Origin of the sequence: Nostoc sp. (assembly GCF_036917235.1) — a bacterium.
Classification (GTDB): domain Bacteria; phylum Cyanobacteriota; class Cyanobacteriia; order Cyanobacteriales; family Nostocaceae; genus Nostoc.
In genome coordinates, this window is sequence record NZ_JBALDU010000084.1 from 14220 (window position 1) to 31099 (window position 16880).

General features: G+C 41.1%; 18 protein-coding genes. 8 read left to right on the forward strand and 10 right to left on the reverse strand.

Annotated elements, in window-relative coordinates; genetic code table 11:
• The first annotated feature begins 122 nt into the window (after positions 1-122).
• Positions 123-713: a Crp/Fnr family transcriptional regulator gene (locus V7K44_RS23835; RefSeq protein WP_334935021.1), complete on the forward strand. Its 591-nt coding sequence runs from the start codon at positions 123-125 to the stop codon at positions 711-713.
• Between the two features lie 6 nt (positions 714-719).
• On the opposite strand, the gene V7K44_RS23840 is transcribed toward V7K44_RS23835, so the two are convergent.
• Both V7K44_RS23840 and V7K44_RS23845 read right to left on the reverse strand, forming a co-directional pair.
• Positions 720-1058, reverse strand: a complete 339-nt coding sequence (locus V7K44_RS23840) for an NIL domain-containing protein (protein ID WP_334935023.1) — start codon at positions 1056-1058, stop codon at positions 720-722.
• Between the two features lie 18 nt (positions 1059-1076).
• Positions 1077-1730 (reverse strand): NIL domain-containing protein, encoded by a 654-nt coding sequence (locus V7K44_RS23845; RefSeq protein WP_334935025.1) that lies wholly within the window; start codon positions 1728-1730, stop codon positions 1077-1079.
• A gap of 528 nt (positions 1731-2258) precedes the next feature.
• On the opposite strand from V7K44_RS23845, the gene V7K44_RS23850 reads away from it, so the two are divergent.
• Together V7K44_RS23850 and V7K44_RS23855 are read left to right on the forward strand one after the other, a co-directional pair.
• A complete protein-coding gene (locus V7K44_RS23850; RefSeq protein WP_334935027.1) occupies positions 2259-2834 on the forward strand; it encodes a hypothetical protein in 576 nt (191 codons plus the stop codon).
• Positions 2835-3477: 643 nt separating this feature from the next.
• Positions 3478-4989 (forward strand): hypothetical protein, encoded by a 1512-nt coding sequence (locus V7K44_RS23855; protein ID WP_334935029.1) that lies wholly within the window; start codon positions 3478-3480, stop codon positions 4987-4989.
• Positions 4990-5119: 130 nt separating this feature from the next.
• On the opposite strand, the gene V7K44_RS23860 is transcribed toward V7K44_RS23855, so the two are convergent.
• From V7K44_RS23860 to V7K44_RS23875, 4 genes are all read right to left on the reverse strand, one after another.
• The gene (locus V7K44_RS23860) at positions 5120-5386 is read right to left on the reverse strand and encodes an NIL domain-containing protein (RefSeq protein WP_334935031.1); all 267 of its coding nucleotides are present in this window, start codon (positions 5384-5386) and stop codon (positions 5120-5122) included.
• Positions 5387-5536: 150 nt separating this feature from the next.
• Entirely contained in the window at positions 5537-6412 is an 876-nt protein-coding gene (cysW, locus tag V7K44_RS23865) for a sulfate ABC transporter permease subunit CysW (RefSeq protein WP_334935033.1), read from the reverse strand.
• Complete coding sequence (gene cysT, locus V7K44_RS23870; protein ID WP_334935036.1) at positions 6399-7259, reverse strand: sulfate ABC transporter permease subunit CysT; 861 nt, start codon at positions 7257-7259, stop codon at positions 6399-6401. Before cysT ends, cysW begins: the two co-directional genes overlap by 14 nt.
• Before the next feature lie 271 nt (positions 7260-7530).
• Positions 7531-8727 carry a sulfate ABC transporter substrate-binding protein gene (locus V7K44_RS23875; protein ID WP_334935038.1) on the reverse strand — a complete coding sequence of 399 codons (1197 nt, stop codon included), beginning with the start codon at positions 8725-8727 and terminating at the stop codon, positions 7531-7533.
• A gap of 401 nt (positions 8728-9128) precedes the next feature.
• On the opposite strand from V7K44_RS23875, the gene V7K44_RS23880 reads away from it, so the two are divergent.
• Together V7K44_RS23880 and V7K44_RS23885 are read left to right on the forward strand one after the other, a co-directional pair.
• Positions 9129-9347, forward strand: coding sequence for a hypothetical protein (locus V7K44_RS23880; RefSeq protein ID WP_334935040.1), 219 nt, complete (start codon positions 9129-9131; stop codon positions 9345-9347).
• A gap of 153 nt (positions 9348-9500) precedes the next feature.
• The gene (locus V7K44_RS23885) at positions 9501-10037 is read left to right on the forward strand and encodes a hypothetical protein (protein ID WP_334935042.1); all 537 of its coding nucleotides are present in this window, start codon (positions 9501-9503) and stop codon (positions 10035-10037) included.
• Between the two features lie 193 nt (positions 10038-10230).
• Here the strand turns inward: V7K44_RS23885 and V7K44_RS23890 are convergent, their stop codons facing one another.
• Positions 10231-11010, reverse strand: coding sequence for a class II glutamine amidotransferase (locus V7K44_RS23890; RefSeq protein WP_334935044.1), 780 nt, complete (start codon positions 11008-11010; stop codon positions 10231-10233).
• Between the two features lie 149 nt (positions 11011-11159).
• Positions 11160-11678: a 5-(carboxyamino)imidazole ribonucleotide mutase gene (purE, locus tag V7K44_RS23895; protein WP_334935047.1), complete on the reverse strand. Its 519-nt coding sequence runs from the start codon at positions 11676-11678 to the stop codon at positions 11160-11162.
• Positions 11679-11796: 118 nt separating this feature from the next.
• Here purE and nagA point away from each other — a divergent pair, with 118 nt between their 5' ends.
• The 3 genes from nagA to V7K44_RS23910 all read left to right on the forward strand — a co-directional run bounded on the left by nagA (position 11797) and on the right by V7K44_RS23910 (position 16304).
• Positions 11797-12984, forward strand: coding sequence for an N-acetylglucosamine-6-phosphate deacetylase (nagA, locus tag V7K44_RS23900; RefSeq protein ID WP_334935049.1), 1188 nt, complete (start codon positions 11797-11799; stop codon positions 12982-12984).
• Positions 12985-13079: 95 nt separating this feature from the next.
• A complete protein-coding gene (locus tag V7K44_RS23905) occupies positions 13080-13487 on the forward strand; it encodes a hypothetical protein (RefSeq protein WP_334935051.1) in 408 nt (135 codons plus the stop codon).
• Between the two features lie 411 nt (positions 13488-13898).
• Positions 13899-16304 carry a tetratricopeptide repeat protein gene (locus tag V7K44_RS23910; RefSeq protein WP_334935053.1) on the forward strand — a complete coding sequence of 802 codons (2406 nt, stop codon included), beginning with the start codon at positions 13899-13901 and terminating at the stop codon, positions 16302-16304.
• Positions 16305-16406: 102 nt separating this feature from the next.
• Here V7K44_RS23910 and V7K44_RS23915 read toward each other — a convergent pair whose 3' ends face one another.
• Complete coding sequence (locus V7K44_RS23915) at positions 16407-16637, reverse strand: type II toxin-antitoxin system HicB family antitoxin (protein ID WP_334935055.1); 231 nt, start codon at positions 16635-16637, stop codon at positions 16407-16409.
• Positions 16634-16873, reverse strand: coding sequence for a hypothetical protein (locus V7K44_RS23920; RefSeq protein WP_334935057.1), 240 nt, complete (start codon positions 16871-16873; stop codon positions 16634-16636). Before V7K44_RS23920 ends, V7K44_RS23915 begins: the two co-directional genes overlap by 4 nt.
• Positions 16874-16880: the final 7 nt, after the last annotated feature.

Here is a 16880-nt window from a genome sequence, read left to right on the forward strand (position 1 = left end):
GTAACCTGTACCCTATTCCCTTCTTCACTCCCCACTCTCCTCTTAAAAATACCCATAGGTTCTTATAACCTGATATAAATGTAATACTACGGTTAATTTATCGGAGAATAGTTTTATATAATATGGTGTTTTTGTACACAAGCTTATCTAGTTCAAGCAGTAACAATACTAAGCAACTTTTTGCGCGTAGGTCATTTCTGCCAGAGCATCATAACGACCTTTGGAAGATTGAAACGGGTTTTGTGAGAACTTTTAGCTATCTGGAAGATGGTACAACTGTCGCTCTAGGATTGTGGGGCCCTGGAGATGTCGTTGGTAAGAGGTTGTCAAAATTAGAACCTTATCAGATGGAATGCCTAACTAAAGTGGAGGCAACAGTTTTACCTCTAGAGGAGTGGACTGAACTAACAGAAACTCTACTTGCCCATATCCAACAGGCTCAAGAATTGATGATCATTCGTAGCCATAAAAAAGTGGATACTATGCTCATCAAGCTGTTGGCATGGTTATCCAAAAAGTTTGGTTCGGAAGTTGAGAAGGGACGTTTAATAGATATGCGTCTGACTCATGAAGATTTGGCGGAAATGCTTGGTTCAACTCGTGTTACCATCACTCGTGTTCTTGGGCAGTTTGAACAAGAGGGCTTGATCGATCGTCTCTCCTTACATCGAATTGTCCTAAAAGAAGAAGAAATTTGGTACTACGAAATTTAGATTATTTCAGTAAAACCAGCTATCGCCGTCAGCATTCGGCTTACCCACAATTCTAAGATTCAGGGATTCTAGGTAAGCTAAACCGCGAGAAATTTGTGGCACTGTTCCCCGCAGTTCAATGTCAAAGCATCCTTCTCGATCTGTATTTGGTTGTAGCATAGCCTTGGTAATATTAACTACCAAGCCGTAAGTAGAAATTAACTGCGAAATCACGGGCGCTTGCAGATAGCATTTGGGAATATGTATCCGCAGACGAATCTGAGTGACTTGGCTTTTTTCAGAAACTGAAGAAACCAGTGATAATCTGTTTTGGGAATTGGTTTTTTGGTGATTTAGTGCTGACATTGGATAGTGATGATTTTATTAATTAGCGAAGCGATCGCTATAGACGCTAGACAAATCCAGCCAAATCGGTAGTCCCAGTTTTTCTAAATAACTCAAGCTAGAGTAGAGTTGCTTTGTTCTCCCCCACAAATCCAAGTCAAACCAGCCGTCATCTTGCGTATCGGGTTGAAGTATAGCACTGGTAATATTGACTGTTAGTCCATAACGAGAGACTAATTCGGAAATCACTGGTTCTTCGTAATAGGATTTTAAGACGCACAGTTGCAAGCGCAATCGATTGGTTTGACCGAAAGAAATCCATTGCTGGAATTGTTCTTGCCATTTATTTGTCAGCCATGCAGAGTCTTTGGGACTCAGTTTGCTAGCTGGATTTGGGAAAGGTAGAGTGTGCTGGTTGGATTGAATTTGGTTAGCGATCGCTAATTGCAGTAAATTCACTCCCAATCCTTGCAAGTAAGATAGGCTATTTGTCAGTTTTTGAGGATTTCCTGAAAGCTCCAAATCAAACCAGCCATCGCTGTCATTGTCGGATGTCAGGGATGCAGCTTTGATATTGACAGTTAAACCATAACGAGACACCAGCCGAGAAATTACAGGTTGCCTGTTATACCGTTGAGGCACAAGAATTCGACTGTGGACTGAAGCAGGTTCTACAGATTTACTCTCAGACATCAGATTAATTCCCAATAGCAATGCCTACTGTCTATAAAATACGGTAACTTTATCGACTTAACGAGCTATTTGTTATGTAAAGGAACATATCATGAAGTCTACAAAAAAGCAATTAGCAAATTAACGTAAATTAGGAGCAATTTATGTAGAGTACTTGACGCTAAACGAATTGAGAATTTATTCCATCTATCCCTTCGCTGATATCGTCATTATCTTGGAATAAAAACTGAACGCATCCTTTTTACCCAACCTCACCAAAGCGCGTTGCTCCCGTTCGATGATCCTGTGAGAGAATAAGTTACACATAGCTTTTAGGGACTTACACGAATAAACCTAAATATTACCTGACCCTCCAACTGTGGAATGTCGTTTACAAGATTTAAGTTTTAATAAGTACTGTATTTATTCACGAGTTCCTTACATTCTTTTTCTAATATCAAGCATCAAGATTGAGGCGCTCAAGTATTGCATTAATTATCTTGAGAATTCACCGCCTTAAACAACTTTAATAAAGTGAGTACAATCTATATGAACTTTAAACAATTTGGTGTATTACTGTCTATATCTATAATTTTTGGAATGAACGTTATTGTTCCCAAGACTTTGGCTCAAGATTTGCCTAGTATTTCTTTTGGAGCAATAACAACGGTTGGATGTAGTGTTGCAAATCAGCCTACTGGATCTGTCCGTACAACCTTACCAATCACCTTGGATAACATCAGTGCAAGCGAGGGTCAGCGTCAAAGGTGTATTTTACGTGCTGAGACTTTTATTCCTAGTGGTTTCTTCGTCAAAGATATACAGATACTCTACGAAGCAAGTGCTAAAGTTAGTTCAATGAGTAAAGGTGCTAGCTTAAGCAGAACTTATAGCTTTAGTGGTGGTGCTCTTGGTCAAGTCATAGCTCCCCCTAAAACTACCAAATTTATATCTGATAAGGCATTTGTGGAGCAAGATGAAATTACTGTTTTACCTGCTTCAGGTTTATGTAGTGGTGGTGGGCAAGGATTATTAGGTATTAATATAATTGCACAATCATCACCAGGAAGCTCTATAGACATCTCCAAAATAGTAATATTTTCTGGCAATCTGTCACCTTGCTAAATTTAAGAAACTGCATCACTTTCATTTTTAATTTTTCGCTCCCATTTAATAAGACCACCTTCATTAAGCAATTTATTCGACTTATTTGCCAGATATTTACCGATTGATGTTGGTGAATCGCCTCATATAATACCGCCCCCTTGTTATCAACCGAATATCTCCAAATGCCTTTCCTGGTATCTTCTTAGCGTGAATTAAGATGAGATTATCCAAAGTTTTTACCTCTTGGAAATCCTATGCACCTACTTTATATCCAACTTGTGTATACACGGTAGCAAAGAGCGGGAGGAACAAAATAAATGCATATTGCGTACAAGGGGGCAAGGAGAGAAATAGCTCTTCATTGCCAATTACCGCAGCTTCACGAACGGATACCACTACCTTCACAAAGATTAAAAACGCTTAATACTTAGTTAAATTAAAGACATCAATAAGGGCGAGAGCAAACCTCTCGAACGACATGAGCGATCCACACCCAACGATGTGGGACTTAAGCTAATTATTAATAAACTAACAGGTCAGTGCTGGCGCGATCGCGAAAACTTTAAACTTTAAGTTCATATCCTAAAATTACCTTGTTCTTTACCCTGTTAGGATATTAATCAGCATAAGATAGTCGATTAATTTTTGATTATAAAGTTTGATGATTAATATTACTAAATTCAATAAAATTGACTTTCTCGTTTTGATTGGGATTGTGATTATTGGTCTTATACATTTACCTTTTCCATTTGACGGAGATCAAGCATTTTTTAGGCTTGGTGCTTTGGAGATGCAACAAGGAAAGTTACTCTATCGTGATTTTTGGGATGTGAAGCAACCGGGAATTTTTTGCTTTTACTTTTTAGCGGGAACTTTGTTTGGTTTTAATGAGATTGGCATCCATCTCTTTGAACTTATTTATATGGTATTTCTGTCTATAGTATTGTTGCTGAGTTTAAAAAGCTATTTTCAGCATCCGATAATCGCAAGTTTAGTACCTTTGTTAACGGTTGGCGTTTATTATACTGTTTCACAGCCTTGGCATCTTACTCAAGTAGAAGCACTGGTTAGTTTGCCTTTATTTACTTGTGTTTGGTTGACTTCTCAATCTTTTCAATATGAAGGTAGAAAAAGATTTTTTCTACTTTTACTATCAGGCTTCGTTGGGGGAATTGTCATCACATTTAAATTAATACTTTTGTTAATATTACTTTCCTTTTGGCTAACTATTTTGATATATTCTTTGCTTATCAAACGGCAGCCAATTCCAAAAGTATTTGTAGAAATCTTTATTCCCATTTTTATGGGCATTATATTTCCTATTTTATTTATTGTTAGCTATTTTGCTTGGTTTAATAGTTTACCAATTTTGTATGAGACATTCTTTTTATATCCACCTCGGATTGTTGCTAATTCACAATTTGACCCAAGTGGGCTTTTTGCAGGAATAAAATGGTTCTTAAATAATTTTTACCCTCTACTTTTAGCCGCTACTGTTGCAGTAGATGTATCATTGCGTAAGTCTAAGAATATATTGACTTTGCTACTTGTTATTTGGTGTATTTTTGCTTGGGGTGTGATTGTTCTACAACGTGGGGCATTTTGGGAATACCATTATTTACTATTGTTTGTACCTTTAGGTATTTTAGCAACTAAAGGATTAGATGTTTTATGGGACTCTTTAAAAAAATTGAGTTCCCCATTTACTACAATTCTGCTTATATTTTTGTTTTTCTTCCCTTTATCGCACACTCTGATAAAAAAGAGCGTTGTTCTGGCTAATAATAACTTTGCTTTAACTGAAGAGACACGATTCAAATATCAGACTGTTTTTAGAGAAAAATATCCATCTCTTCGTTCAGAGGCTGAATTTATCTCCCAACCAGGAAGTCTTCCTGGCAAGATTTATGTAGCTGGCGATCCATCTATTTATTACTTCTCCAATCGGACTCAGGCAACATCACTACGTGGTTGGGCACTTGAATATTTTCTGCCTGAGCAATGGACAAAACTTCTAGAAGAGTTAGATTCATCTAAGCCTCCTTATATCTTTATTGATTATATTCAGCAGCCTACTATCAACAAAAATTTTCCAAGAATGCTAGAATTTATTGAGGGAAGATACCGTATTTTACGTCAAAATAATGACGGTATTTGGTATACCCTTTTGTAGACAAACCACTACAGCAATTCTGAATCATTCATGATAAACAAAATCCCCGACAACTTTTACGAAGTCGGGGATCTGCGGGTTACAATTCTCTTAAAACCAGATAAATAAACTGTTTGTGTTGCTATAACCCTTACCAATCGCTTGCTTTAGTATCATCCCAGACTTCCAATTCCAAGTCGCGGAGATAAGTTAAACCGCTTTGGATTTGTGCATCTGTTCCTTGTATTTCAAGGTCAAACCAACCATCTCCGACAGCATTGGCTCCTAAAATCGCTGCCGTGATATTCACAATCAGTCCGTAGTTAGACACCAGGCGAGAAATAACAGGTTCCTGGTGATAATCTTTAGGAATTCTGAGTCGAATCCGTTTATTGGTAAGTGTATTGTCAGTAGCCATATCTGAATTATTTCAATCCATAATTGGGATTGGTACAGAACTACTCTTAACCCTAACGGTAATTTCCTAATAGGTACTAAGTAGATCGTACCATGTCCCATGATTTGCTTGTATCCTATTTCAAAAGATAACTACAATTGCTTGATTTTTCTATTCAACATCTTTAATGCGGGTTTTCCGTTCTAGAATCTCCTTCAGCACCAAGGTTACTACTGCTAGCAACGCTAACAGTACAGCCGCAGAGAAAGCCGCTTCAGTTTCGTATTGTTTGTAAGCGTCTTCTACAAACAGTGGTAGGCTCTGTGTTTGGTCAGCAATGTTGCCAGATACCACTGAAACCGCTCCGAATTCACCCATTGCTCTGGCATTGGTCAAAATTAAACCATAGAGTAAGCCCCAACGGATACTAGGTAGGGTGATACGCAAAAATATCTGCCAATCTTTCGCACCTAGAGTTCTAGCAGCTTCTTCTTGATCCTTACCAAACTCTTCTAAAACCGGAATCACTTCCCGCGCCACAAAGGGCATACTCACGAAAGCTGTAGCCAATACCATACCTGGAAAGGCAAAGATAATCTTGATATCATGGGCTTGGAGCCAAGGGCCAAACCACCCATTCCGTCCGTAAAGTAGCACAATCATTAATCCTGCAACTACGGGCGAAATCGAAAAAGGCAGGTCAATAATGCTCAAAACTACGGCGCGTCCAGGAAATTTATGACGAGCGATCGCCCAAGCTGCACATAAACCAAATACCGTATTTAAAGGTAGAGAAATCACAGCCAGCAACAGTGTCAGCCAAGCTGCATGGAGAAAAGCTGGTCGCGTCAGATTGGACAGAAACGGCCCAGTTCCCTTGCTGAAGGCTTGGACAAAAACGTTAATAGCTGGGATGTATTGAACTAGGGCTAAATAGGCGATCGCTATGCCAATTAAAACTATTGGCACCCAACTCTTCTGCTCTTTCGGCTTGGCTGTATCTGATACAGATGCAGATGAGTGAAAACTTGGCTTATCTACTGTCATATCGCCTTGCCCATGCTTGTAAGAAATTAATTGCCAATAGCAGTACCAACGAAATTGATAGTAAAACTATGCCAATTACTGTTGCACCAGAATAGTCATACTGCTCTAGCCGTTGGAAAATCAGCACAGGTGCGATCAAATCTTGATAGGGCGTATTGGAAGAGATAATCACAGTTGACCCATATTCCCCAACTGCACGGGAAAAACCCAAGGCAACACCAGTTAAAATCGTGGGAAATAAAGGTGGCAAAATCACTTTCCAGAAGGTCTGCCATTGAGAAGCACCCAGACACCAGGCAGCTTCTTCAATTTCATGTTCCATTTCTTGAAGTACGGGTTGCACAGTTCTCACAATAAAAGGTAGTGAGATAAATATCATTGCTACCGCTACTCCCGTGCGGGTAAAAGATACCTTAATTCCCAGTGGTGCTAGTAGCGAACCTAGCCAGCCGTTATCGCTGTAAACTGTTGCCAGGGTTAGCCCTGCTACAGAAGTTGGTAGTGCAAAGGGTAAATCTACTGTGGCGTCAATCAAGCGCTTGAAGGGAAAGTCGTAGCGAACTAAAACCCAAGCAATTAGAGTTCCAAATACGCCATTCAGTAAGGCAGCAAATATTGCCGTCACAAAAGTTACGTTGTATGTTGCTAGTGCGATATCACTGGTTGCGATCGCCCAAAACCTAGATGGAGGTTCTGTAGCTGCTTTCAGAAACATAGCAGTTATGGGGACAAACAACATCACCGTCAGATATGCAATGGTAATTCGCCAAGTCCAAGGAACTCGCCCCAATCTCTTCCAGAATGGCGTTTTGCGTTCAACTTCCACAGAAGGAGATACAGATGTCATAGTGAAAAATTCAAAATTTAAAATTCACAAGGAGCTTTTTGCCAGTGTTCGTAATTGCTAATGACGCTCTCTACGAGACGCTAAAAGCGAACGCGGACTCGCTACCGCTACGCTAACGTAATTCAAGCACAGACCAACTACTTTTAATTCTGGAGAAAAGAAAGTTGTGGGGTCATAATTACGAATTACGAATTAGGCTGCCGAGCTTACTCCTTCGGGGAAGCAAGCTACGCGTAGCGTCTCGTAGAGAAGCCGAGGTACGAATTACGAATTATTTTTTGGCTTGAATCTTGTCAAACACGCCCCCATCTGCGAAGAACTTCTTATCAATTGCTTCCCAACCGCCTAAGTCTGCAACTGTACCTAAAGTTTTCAGCTTGGGAAATTTGTCTGTGACTTCCTTGGTTTGAGCTAAAGTCTCATCCACAGGACGGAATCCCAATTTGACAAACTCTTGCTGTGCTTCTGGGCTATAGAGGTATTTCACAAAACCTTCAGCAACTTCGCGGGTTCCATGCTTATCGACGTTTTTATCTACCACAGCGATCGGATTGTCGATGGATATATTCACATCGGGAACGACATACTCAACCTTTTCGCCCTTTTGCTGTGCCAAAATAACTTCGTTTTCGTAGTTGATTAAGACATCTCCCTGCCCTTGCTTGGCAAATGTATCAGTAGCTTCCCGTGCATCTTTAGGCAAGATTGGCACATTTTTGTAAACTTTAGTTACAAATTCAGTAGCTTTAGCCTCATCGCCACCTGTTTTAATTACAGAATCCCATAGTGCTAAGAAATTCCACTTAGCACCGCCGGAAGTTTTGGGGTTAGCAGTAATCAATTTCACATCGTCTTTGGCTAAATCTAACCAGTTCTTGATGCCTTTAGGATTGCCTTGACGAGTAACTAATGCTGCAACTGATTTGGAGACAATACCATTGTTGGGAACTTCTTTTTCCCATCCTGGCTGAATCAATCCAGCTTTCTCAATTTTTGAGGTGTCTCCAGCTAGTGCCAAGTGAACAACATCTGCTTCCAAACCATCAATAACGGCGCGAGTTTGGGAACCAGATCCGCCATAGCTTTGCTTGAAGACGACAGTTTGATTATGATCTTTCTTCCACTGTTCTACAAACTTAGGAATAATTGCTTCATGAGCTGCTTTGGTGACAGCAAAGGAAACTAGAGTTAATTCAACATTATCTTTACTGGCAGCCACAGGGGTAGCACTAGCACCAGGGGTTTCAGAAGCAGAATTATTCCCAGTTCCACCACCAGAGCAGGCGGCAAGAGCTACACTCAATACAGTACCTACCAAAAAGAGTGATACAAAGCCTTTGAGCGAATTTAGTCTGAACCGATACGTTCTATTGAACGCGTAGATGCGTTCGCGTAGCGTCTCCAAGAGTTGCAGCTTGTCGTAAGACATCGCTTGTAACCTTTTCAGTGGGCGTTGCCACAAACTCATTCTATTTCCTCCACTAAATCTACAAATAATTGATGGGAATACAGTTATATAGTGTTTATCATACTCGATGATTCCGTGTATCTAGTTGCAAACACCAAAAACCTCACATTCTTTATCAAGAATATGGTGATTTTACCAGTTATGTGAGCAATTACAAATACTTTTACTTTCAACTATCAAGTCCCGGTAGGCGCAGCCCGTCTTAGGCATCGCAATTCGATACCTAAGACATCAAGCAACTTGCTAGTTAATAATTTATCGTAAATTAAAAGGTTTAAGACCCGCAACATCAACACGTAGTTCAGTTTCAGCCGGGGTTTAAATCCCCTTATGTAACTCTCTTCAATTTTGAATTTTGAATTGTTGCTGATCAAACTATTTCTGTTAACCAGAAGCCTTAATTGATTAGTCAACGCAGTAAGACAGTTGAAATAACTTCGGAATTTAGAACAGTTGCAGAGATATCTGGAAGTTACCGAGCAGGTATTGGGAGCGGCAGCGAGTTTGGCTATGTTATCGTGGCTAGAAGTGGTGTAGACATAGCAATTGATGAAAAGGTAGAAATTGATGTTAATACTTTAATACGAGCGCTGATGCCTCTATCTAGTAATAGCAATTGATGAAAAGGTAGAAATTGATGTTAATAGTTCTCGTTAGAGTGTTGGGCAGTGGTTACGTCTTTTTTAATCAAAAATTAACCAAAATTTATCAAGATTGTTTTTTGTTTAATGTATAATTTTTACGTTTCATAAATCTCTTTACTATTGTTTATCATGAAAATTCGTAAAACTTTGATTGGATTGACAATTGGTGTACTTTCCACAGTGAGCATTTTGGATATCTGCAACATTCATAAAGCAAAGGCTGAATCTGTAATTGATACTAATTCTAAACAGGCTGTTTGCAGAAAGTTTGTCGCTGGTACATACCTGACGACAATTAAAGATGAAGCAGGAAAGTTTGCTTCACGTGCGCTGATCACTCTTACTGAAGAAGGCAACTTGATTAGTAGTGACTCAAACCAAGGTGGTGTTTCAGGTCAGTTTGATCCTTTTACCACTTCTCAGGGTACTTGGGCGTGTAATGGAAAGAAGGCGATTACAGGTAGGGCACTCAACTTTAGCCTCTCAAACAAGGGTGGTAGCGGTATTGCAAGAAATGATTATAGAGCTACTTTTAATCCGATAACTCAAACAGTAGAAGGGACAATTGAGCTTCGCCTGTTTGATCTAAAAAGTAATCCACTACAGGGTAATGGACAAAATGGAGGGTCATTCTTCTTTACAGGTCAGCTTGTCACCGCTAAATAGTTCGATTTCATTAATTCAATAGAGGATAAGGGCGACAGTATTGTTGATACTGTCGCTTGTTAGGGGAGATGTCGGGAAATGGATCTTCTTGGTATGCGATCCCTCCCGATCCTCTATATGTATTTATATTTAATTGAACTTGTGTTTCTTAGTACTAATATTTGTACTACAAAATGAAGTGCGGAATGTGGGATTAAGTGAATGCATATTTTATGGGCAAACCGTCCTGAAAAACTAGTAATTCACCCGGTTGGATTTTCGTCCATACTTCGTTGTCAGTCAGGGGTGTGGTAGCAATGACAGCAACGCGATCGCGTTCTGTAGTCACTTCCCGAAAATCTACAGTCATGTCGTGGTCAATTAAATGGGCAGCGGCAAAGGGCGCTTGGCGAACAATGTAGCTGAGTTTAGTTGAGCAATAAGCAAAAAAGTGTTCTCCATCTGATAATAAGTAATTAAATATACCCACTTTTGAAATTTTACCAGTAATTTCTCGCAGTACAGGGTATAGTTCCTTTATGTCAGGCTTACCCTCAGGAAAACGCGATCGCAATGTTTCTAGCATCATACAGAATGCTTTTTCACTATCGGTATCACCTACCGCTTGATAAAAGCCCAAATTTTCTGGATCAAAATCTGGCAAATTACCATTGTGGGCAAATACCCAATACTGACCCCACAATTCTCTGCGGAAAGGATGGCAATTGTGTAGGGCAATTTCACCCTGAGTAGCTTTGCGGATATGGGCTATGACATGGGTTGAGTGGATGGGATAACTCCGCACAAACTCAGCTACCGGAGAAGCAACAGAAGGTTGAGCATCTAAAAACATTCGACATCCCTTTCCTTCAAAGAAAGCAATGCCCCAACCATCGCTATGGTCATCCGTTTTTCCTCCCCGTGCAGAAAACCCTTCAAAAGAAAAACAAATATCCGTTGGGACATTGCAATTCATTCCGAGCAATTGACACATGGATGTTCTAGCTCTCAATTTTTGACTAAGTTCTCAGAATCAAGATACTTCAGAATGCTGCCTTGATTCTGGAGCGATCGCTTCAATCTGAGAATTTAAGGCTGAGATTGGTCATTGGGAAAGACTTGCTGCTCTGGTGTTAAAATTTATTAAAACATTTGCTGTAAATATTGCTCATAGCCTAATTCTTCTAGTTTTGCTTGCTTGGCAATTACTGATTCACATAGAGTTTGGCGATATTGTTGCACTTTTTCTAACAATTCTGGTTGATGAGTTGCGAGGATTTGTACTGCTAAAAGACCGGCATTTTTGGCATTACCGATCGCTACTGTTGCCACAGGAATACCCGCAGGCATCTGTAAAATAGAATACAAAGAATCTACACCTTGTAAGTTCCGAGTGGGTACAGGAACACCGATGACAGGAAGAGGAGTTAAAGACGCTACCATTCCAGGGAGATGGGCAGCACCACCGGCACCAGCGATAATTACCTTGATACCTCGTTGGTGTGCAAGTTGAGCATATTGCACCATCCGTTCTGGGGTACGGTGAGCAGAAACGATCGCTACTTCGCTCTCAACGCCAAATTCTTCACAAACTGCGATCGCATCTTTCATAGTGGGCAAATCGGAATCGCTGCCCATGATAATACCAACTAGGGGAGTCATAAAATTTTGGATTTTGGATTTGTCGTGAGCGTTCTGTCGAACGATTTTGGATTTTGGATTAATTGCCGATTGTTCCATCTAAAATCGGGTCAGGTTTAATTATTCCCTAGCCAGTGTGATGACCCAAGCAACACAAAATCCTGTAGATATTATCAATGCTAGAGTGACTGGTTACAAAGATTTGCAGATGCTCTTAGTTAATCCAGAGGGCATAATTGAGCAAATCTTGCCAATGGGTGCAATAAAAGCAGACAGTCGTGCATCCGTTATCGATGTAGCTGGCGACTGGATTTCATTGGGTGGCGTTGATTTGCAAATTAACGGTGCTTTGGGATTGGCATTTCCTGATTTAGCGGCTGAAAATGCTTATGTACTTCAAAAAATAACGAAATTTTTGTGGGATGTCGGGGTAGATGGATTTTTACCGACACTTGTGACAACTTCAGTAGAAAAGATTCAGCGATCGCTTGCAGTCTTTGCTAATTTTACTCCCCTCTCCGTTGACGGAGAGGGGTTGGGGGTGAGGTCATCTGCCAAGATTCTCGGAGTTCATTTAGAAGGCCCATTTTTGAATTACCAAAAGCGCGGCGCACACCCGGCAGAGTACTTGTTACCCTTAACAATTGACGAGGTAAAACGGGTTTTGGGTGATTATGCCCACATTGTAAAAGTCATCACCTTAGCGCCGGAGTTAGATCCCACAAGTGAAGTAATTCCATATTTGCATTCTTTGGGGATTACCGTTAGTTTAGGACATTCTCAGGCAACATCAGCCCAAGCGCAACTTGCTTTTGAACTCGGTGCAACGATGGTAACTCATGCTTTCAATGCCATGCCACCATTACATCACCGCGAACCAGGATTATTAGGAGCAGCAATTACTCATCCTAATGTGATGTGTGGTTTTATTGCTGATGGTGAACACGTTTCGCCCACGATGCTGCAAATTTTACTCCGCGCTAGCTATCAAGAAAAAGGGCTGTTTCTTGTGAGTGATGCTCTTTCACCTTTGGGATTACCCGATGGCGTGTATCCTTGGGACAGTCGGGAAATTGAAGTTAAAAACGGTACGGCACGACTGGCTGATGGCACTTTATCGGGGACGACTTTACCTTTATTAGTGGGAGTGCAGAATTTAGTGAAGTGGGGGATTTGTGATGTGGAGACTGCGATTTTACTAGCTACGGATGCACCTAGACAAGCAATTGGTTTTCCTGGAATTGCTAAGAGTCAACCCGCTAATTTATTACGTTGGCATTGGGATGAAGTGAGAAAAGAATTAACTTGGCAGCGATTATTAGGCTAAATTTCGTATCAATGTAAAAGAATCAAGGTGATAGGGGAAGAAGCGTTAAGATACTCAGTAAAAATGTAGATTTTTGAGATAGGTATTATAAACCAATGGATATAGCTATACTCGTTAAATTTCTCGCTCCCTGTCTGCCATTTCTGTTGAATGTGGGTAATAAAGCCGTAGAAGGGGCATCTCAGAAAGTAGGTGAAGATGTTTGGAATAAAGCCAAAGCTATTTGGGCTAAGTTACATCCCAAAGTAGAGGCTAAGGAAGCAGCGAAGGAAGCAGCAACGGATGTGGCGCAAAAGCCAGAAGATGAAGATTTACAAGCAAGCTTGCGGGTGCAACTCAAGAAGATTTTAGAAGCGGATACAGCACTTGGGGAGGAAATAGCCAAGATTTTGCAAGCATCGACTGACAAACCCGGAGACAATATTCAAGTCAGTGCTAATGCTTACGACCAAAGTACGGTGAAGCAAGTTGGGAAGATTGACGCAAACCAAGTAAGTTTTTAATTGAATAGGGTGGATAGAGTACTGTCTACCCTAAAAATTTTGATGTTTCGAGTTCCGAACACGAACTTCCGAGTTCCGAACACGAACGGCCGAGTTCCGAACACGAACTGCCGAGTTCCGAACACGAACGGCCGAGTTCCGAACACGAACTGCCGAGTTCCGAACACGAACGGCCGAGTTCTGAACACGAACGGCCGAGTTCTGAACACGAACTGCCGAGTTCCGAACACGAACGGCCGAGTTCTGAACACGAACGGCCGAGTTCCGAACACGAACGGCCGAGTTCCGAACACGAACTTCCGAGTTCTGAACACGAACTTCCGAGTTCTGAACACGAACTTCCGAGTTCTGAACACCAACTGCCGAGTTCACAGGCACAATATCAAGCAAAATTTCTACCTACTGTAAGCAATGGCAGAGGAACTCAGCCCCAGTAACTCGAACAACATTGAAATGAATCTCACTGCCTACGGTGACAGTAAGGTAACTCAAGTAGGACAGATAAATGCAGCAGAAGTCAAGATTATTGTTGAGCGAATAGAACCAATACTAGAGCGATTTCAACAAATCTCTCCACCAGAATCGCCGGGGGTTCTCAAAGCAGGGAATCCCGGTAAAAGTTTGGCTTACTGGCAAGGAAGAACAGCAGAAATCGCCCAAATACAGCAATGGTTAACTGATGAAAATACCTTTTTAATTGGTATAGAAGGCATTGGTGGCACAGGTAAATCGATGCTGGCTACTAAAATTTATGATGAAATTGTCGGTTTCTCCAAGCGATTTTGGGCTGATGTCAGTAACGGGGCAAGTTTTAGCGATTTAGCCCGCCAAGTCCTCACAGAGTTTGGCTTTCCCGTTCCAGAACAAGAAGCGCAGTTAGTAGAGGCGCTAGTTAGGTGTTTACGTTCTGGGCAATTTTTACTGATTATTGACAACCTGGAGAGTTTATTACAACCTGATAGACAGTGGGGAAGTCTATTTTACGGCGACTTTTTCCAAGCATGGGTGGAACATGGCGGTAATAGTAAGGTGCTAGTCACCACCAGGGAAAGACCAGAATTAAAAGGCTTTGAGTGGCTACCCCTGAAAGGTTTGCAAGTAGATGAAGGGGTAGCACTGTTAACTGTATTAAGCATTCGCGGAGATTTAACGCAGTTTGTGGAATTAGTAGATGGGCATCCTCTACTGTTGAGATTGGTAGCAGACTTATTAAATGAAGAATATTCACAAGACCCGGATTTAAGCAGGTTAGCAGATTTAGGATTAGGGAATTTGCGGCAGTTGTTGACAGATTCCCAAGTGGTAGGTATCCATCGCCGGGAAAATGTGGGGATGGTGTTGGTGTTGGATGCCAGTTTTAATCGGTTGAATGAGTTACAAAAGGCGTTATTGCTGAATATTAGTGTTTATCGTGGTGCGATTGATAGTGCAGCAGCAGTGGCTATGTTGCCGGGAAGTTCAGCAGCCGAGATTGAGGAAGAATTAAGGAATCTGGTTAAGCGTTCTTTGTTGGTAGATAAACTCAATGGTAAGCGGCGATTTGATTTTCAGCCCGTGATTTTGGAGTATGTGCGGTATCAGGCTGGCGATCAGATAGAGGCGCATCAACAAGCAATCAATTACTATCTTTTAAATGTTAAACAACCACCTTGGCACACTAAAGTAGATATCAAGGAATATTTAGAAATTTTTTATCACTGGTATCAACTAGAAAAATATGATTGGGCTTTTAATAGCATTCAGTTCTGCAATGATTTTTTGACCTTGCGGGGCTATTACACCGATCAAATTGATTTATACGGGCAGTTGATAAAAGCTTGGCAAAAAACTGACGAGAGGGAAAACTGGAATTATCGGGCTGCTCTCAATAACTTGGGTCTTGGTTACTTATCTCTGGCGCAGTACCAACAAGCGATTGAGTTCTTCCAGCAATCTTTGAATATAGCTAGGGAAATAGGCGATCGCAATACTGAAGGCTTATTCTTAATGAATTTGGGTCTTGCTTACTTATACCAGGGACAGTACGAACGGGCGATAGATTTCTTCCAGCAGTCTTTGGACATCGCTAGGGATATAGGCGATCGCAATACTGAAGGCAAATCCTTAATGAATTTGGGTCTTGCTTACTCATACCAGGGGCAGTACGAACGGGCGATAGATTTTTTACAGCAGTCTTTGGAGATCGCTAGGGAAATAGGCGATCGCAATACTGAAGGCTTATTCTTAATGAATTTGGGTAATATTTACAATTATCAGGGGCAGTACCAACAGGCGATAGATTTCTCCCAGCAGTCTTTGGAGATCGCTAGGGAAATCGGCGATCGCAATACTGAAGGCTTATCCTTAATGAATTTGGGTAATGCTTACAATTATCAGGGGCAGTACCAACAGGCGATAGATTTCTTCCAGCAGTCTTTGGAGATCGCTAGGGAAATTGGCGATCGCAAAACAGAAGGCTTGTCCTTAATGAATTTGGGTAATGCTTACTTATCTCTGGGGCAGTACCAACAGGCGATAGAGTTCTACCAGAGGTCTTTAGATATATCTAGAGAAATAGGCGATATTCGAGGGGAAGCGATCGCATGGTTTAACTTAGGTGAGGCATTAGAAAACGTTAATCGAGAATCAGACGCGCTGGGTGCTTATCGCAATGCCAGCGAACTATATCAGCAAATGGGACTTGATGCTAATGTGCAAAATTGCAACAACGCAATTGAGCGTCTTTCTCAACCTAAAGCGCCAGTACTTTCTCGCCGTGGGTTTTGGGCGTGGTTGCGTCGGTTATGGCATTGGCTACGCGCTTGGTTTCGGCGGTAATTTTGTCTTACGCACAGAAGAGGCTTTATAGAGTGCGATATTGTAGGATATGTTAATGAAATGTAACGCACCAACCACACCTAAATCTCTACCAACCCACAACTAAGCTATTTGCAGAGGCTTTGTAGGTAGCATTCTGGGTTCTGGTAATGGCTTATTCTCTTCAGAAAGCATTTCCACAAAAGCCTCGATTACTTCCTGACCATTTTTGGCAGCTTCCTCGTAAGTTCTACCATGCGTATGAAATTGTTGCCAAGGGAACTCAGGCAAGTGAACTAAGAAAAGTTGATCCTCTTGTGACCATTGAATCACCATACTGTAGTGATAGATCATTCTTCACCTTCCTCGTTTACAAGTTTTTCGAGTTCTTCCAGCTTTTTCAGCACCCGTTGAATGCCTCTTTCTAAATATAGCGGAGCATCATCACCATCAATACCCAGGAATAGTAAGGGGTTCTTCCGGTAGCATTGGATATTTCCAAAATGTATGGCTTCCTTTGCCTCGTCCTGGCTGAAGATATACCCAACTTTTGCTACCATTGCTTTCAATTCTCTTACTTTCTTTGGCATTGCTCCT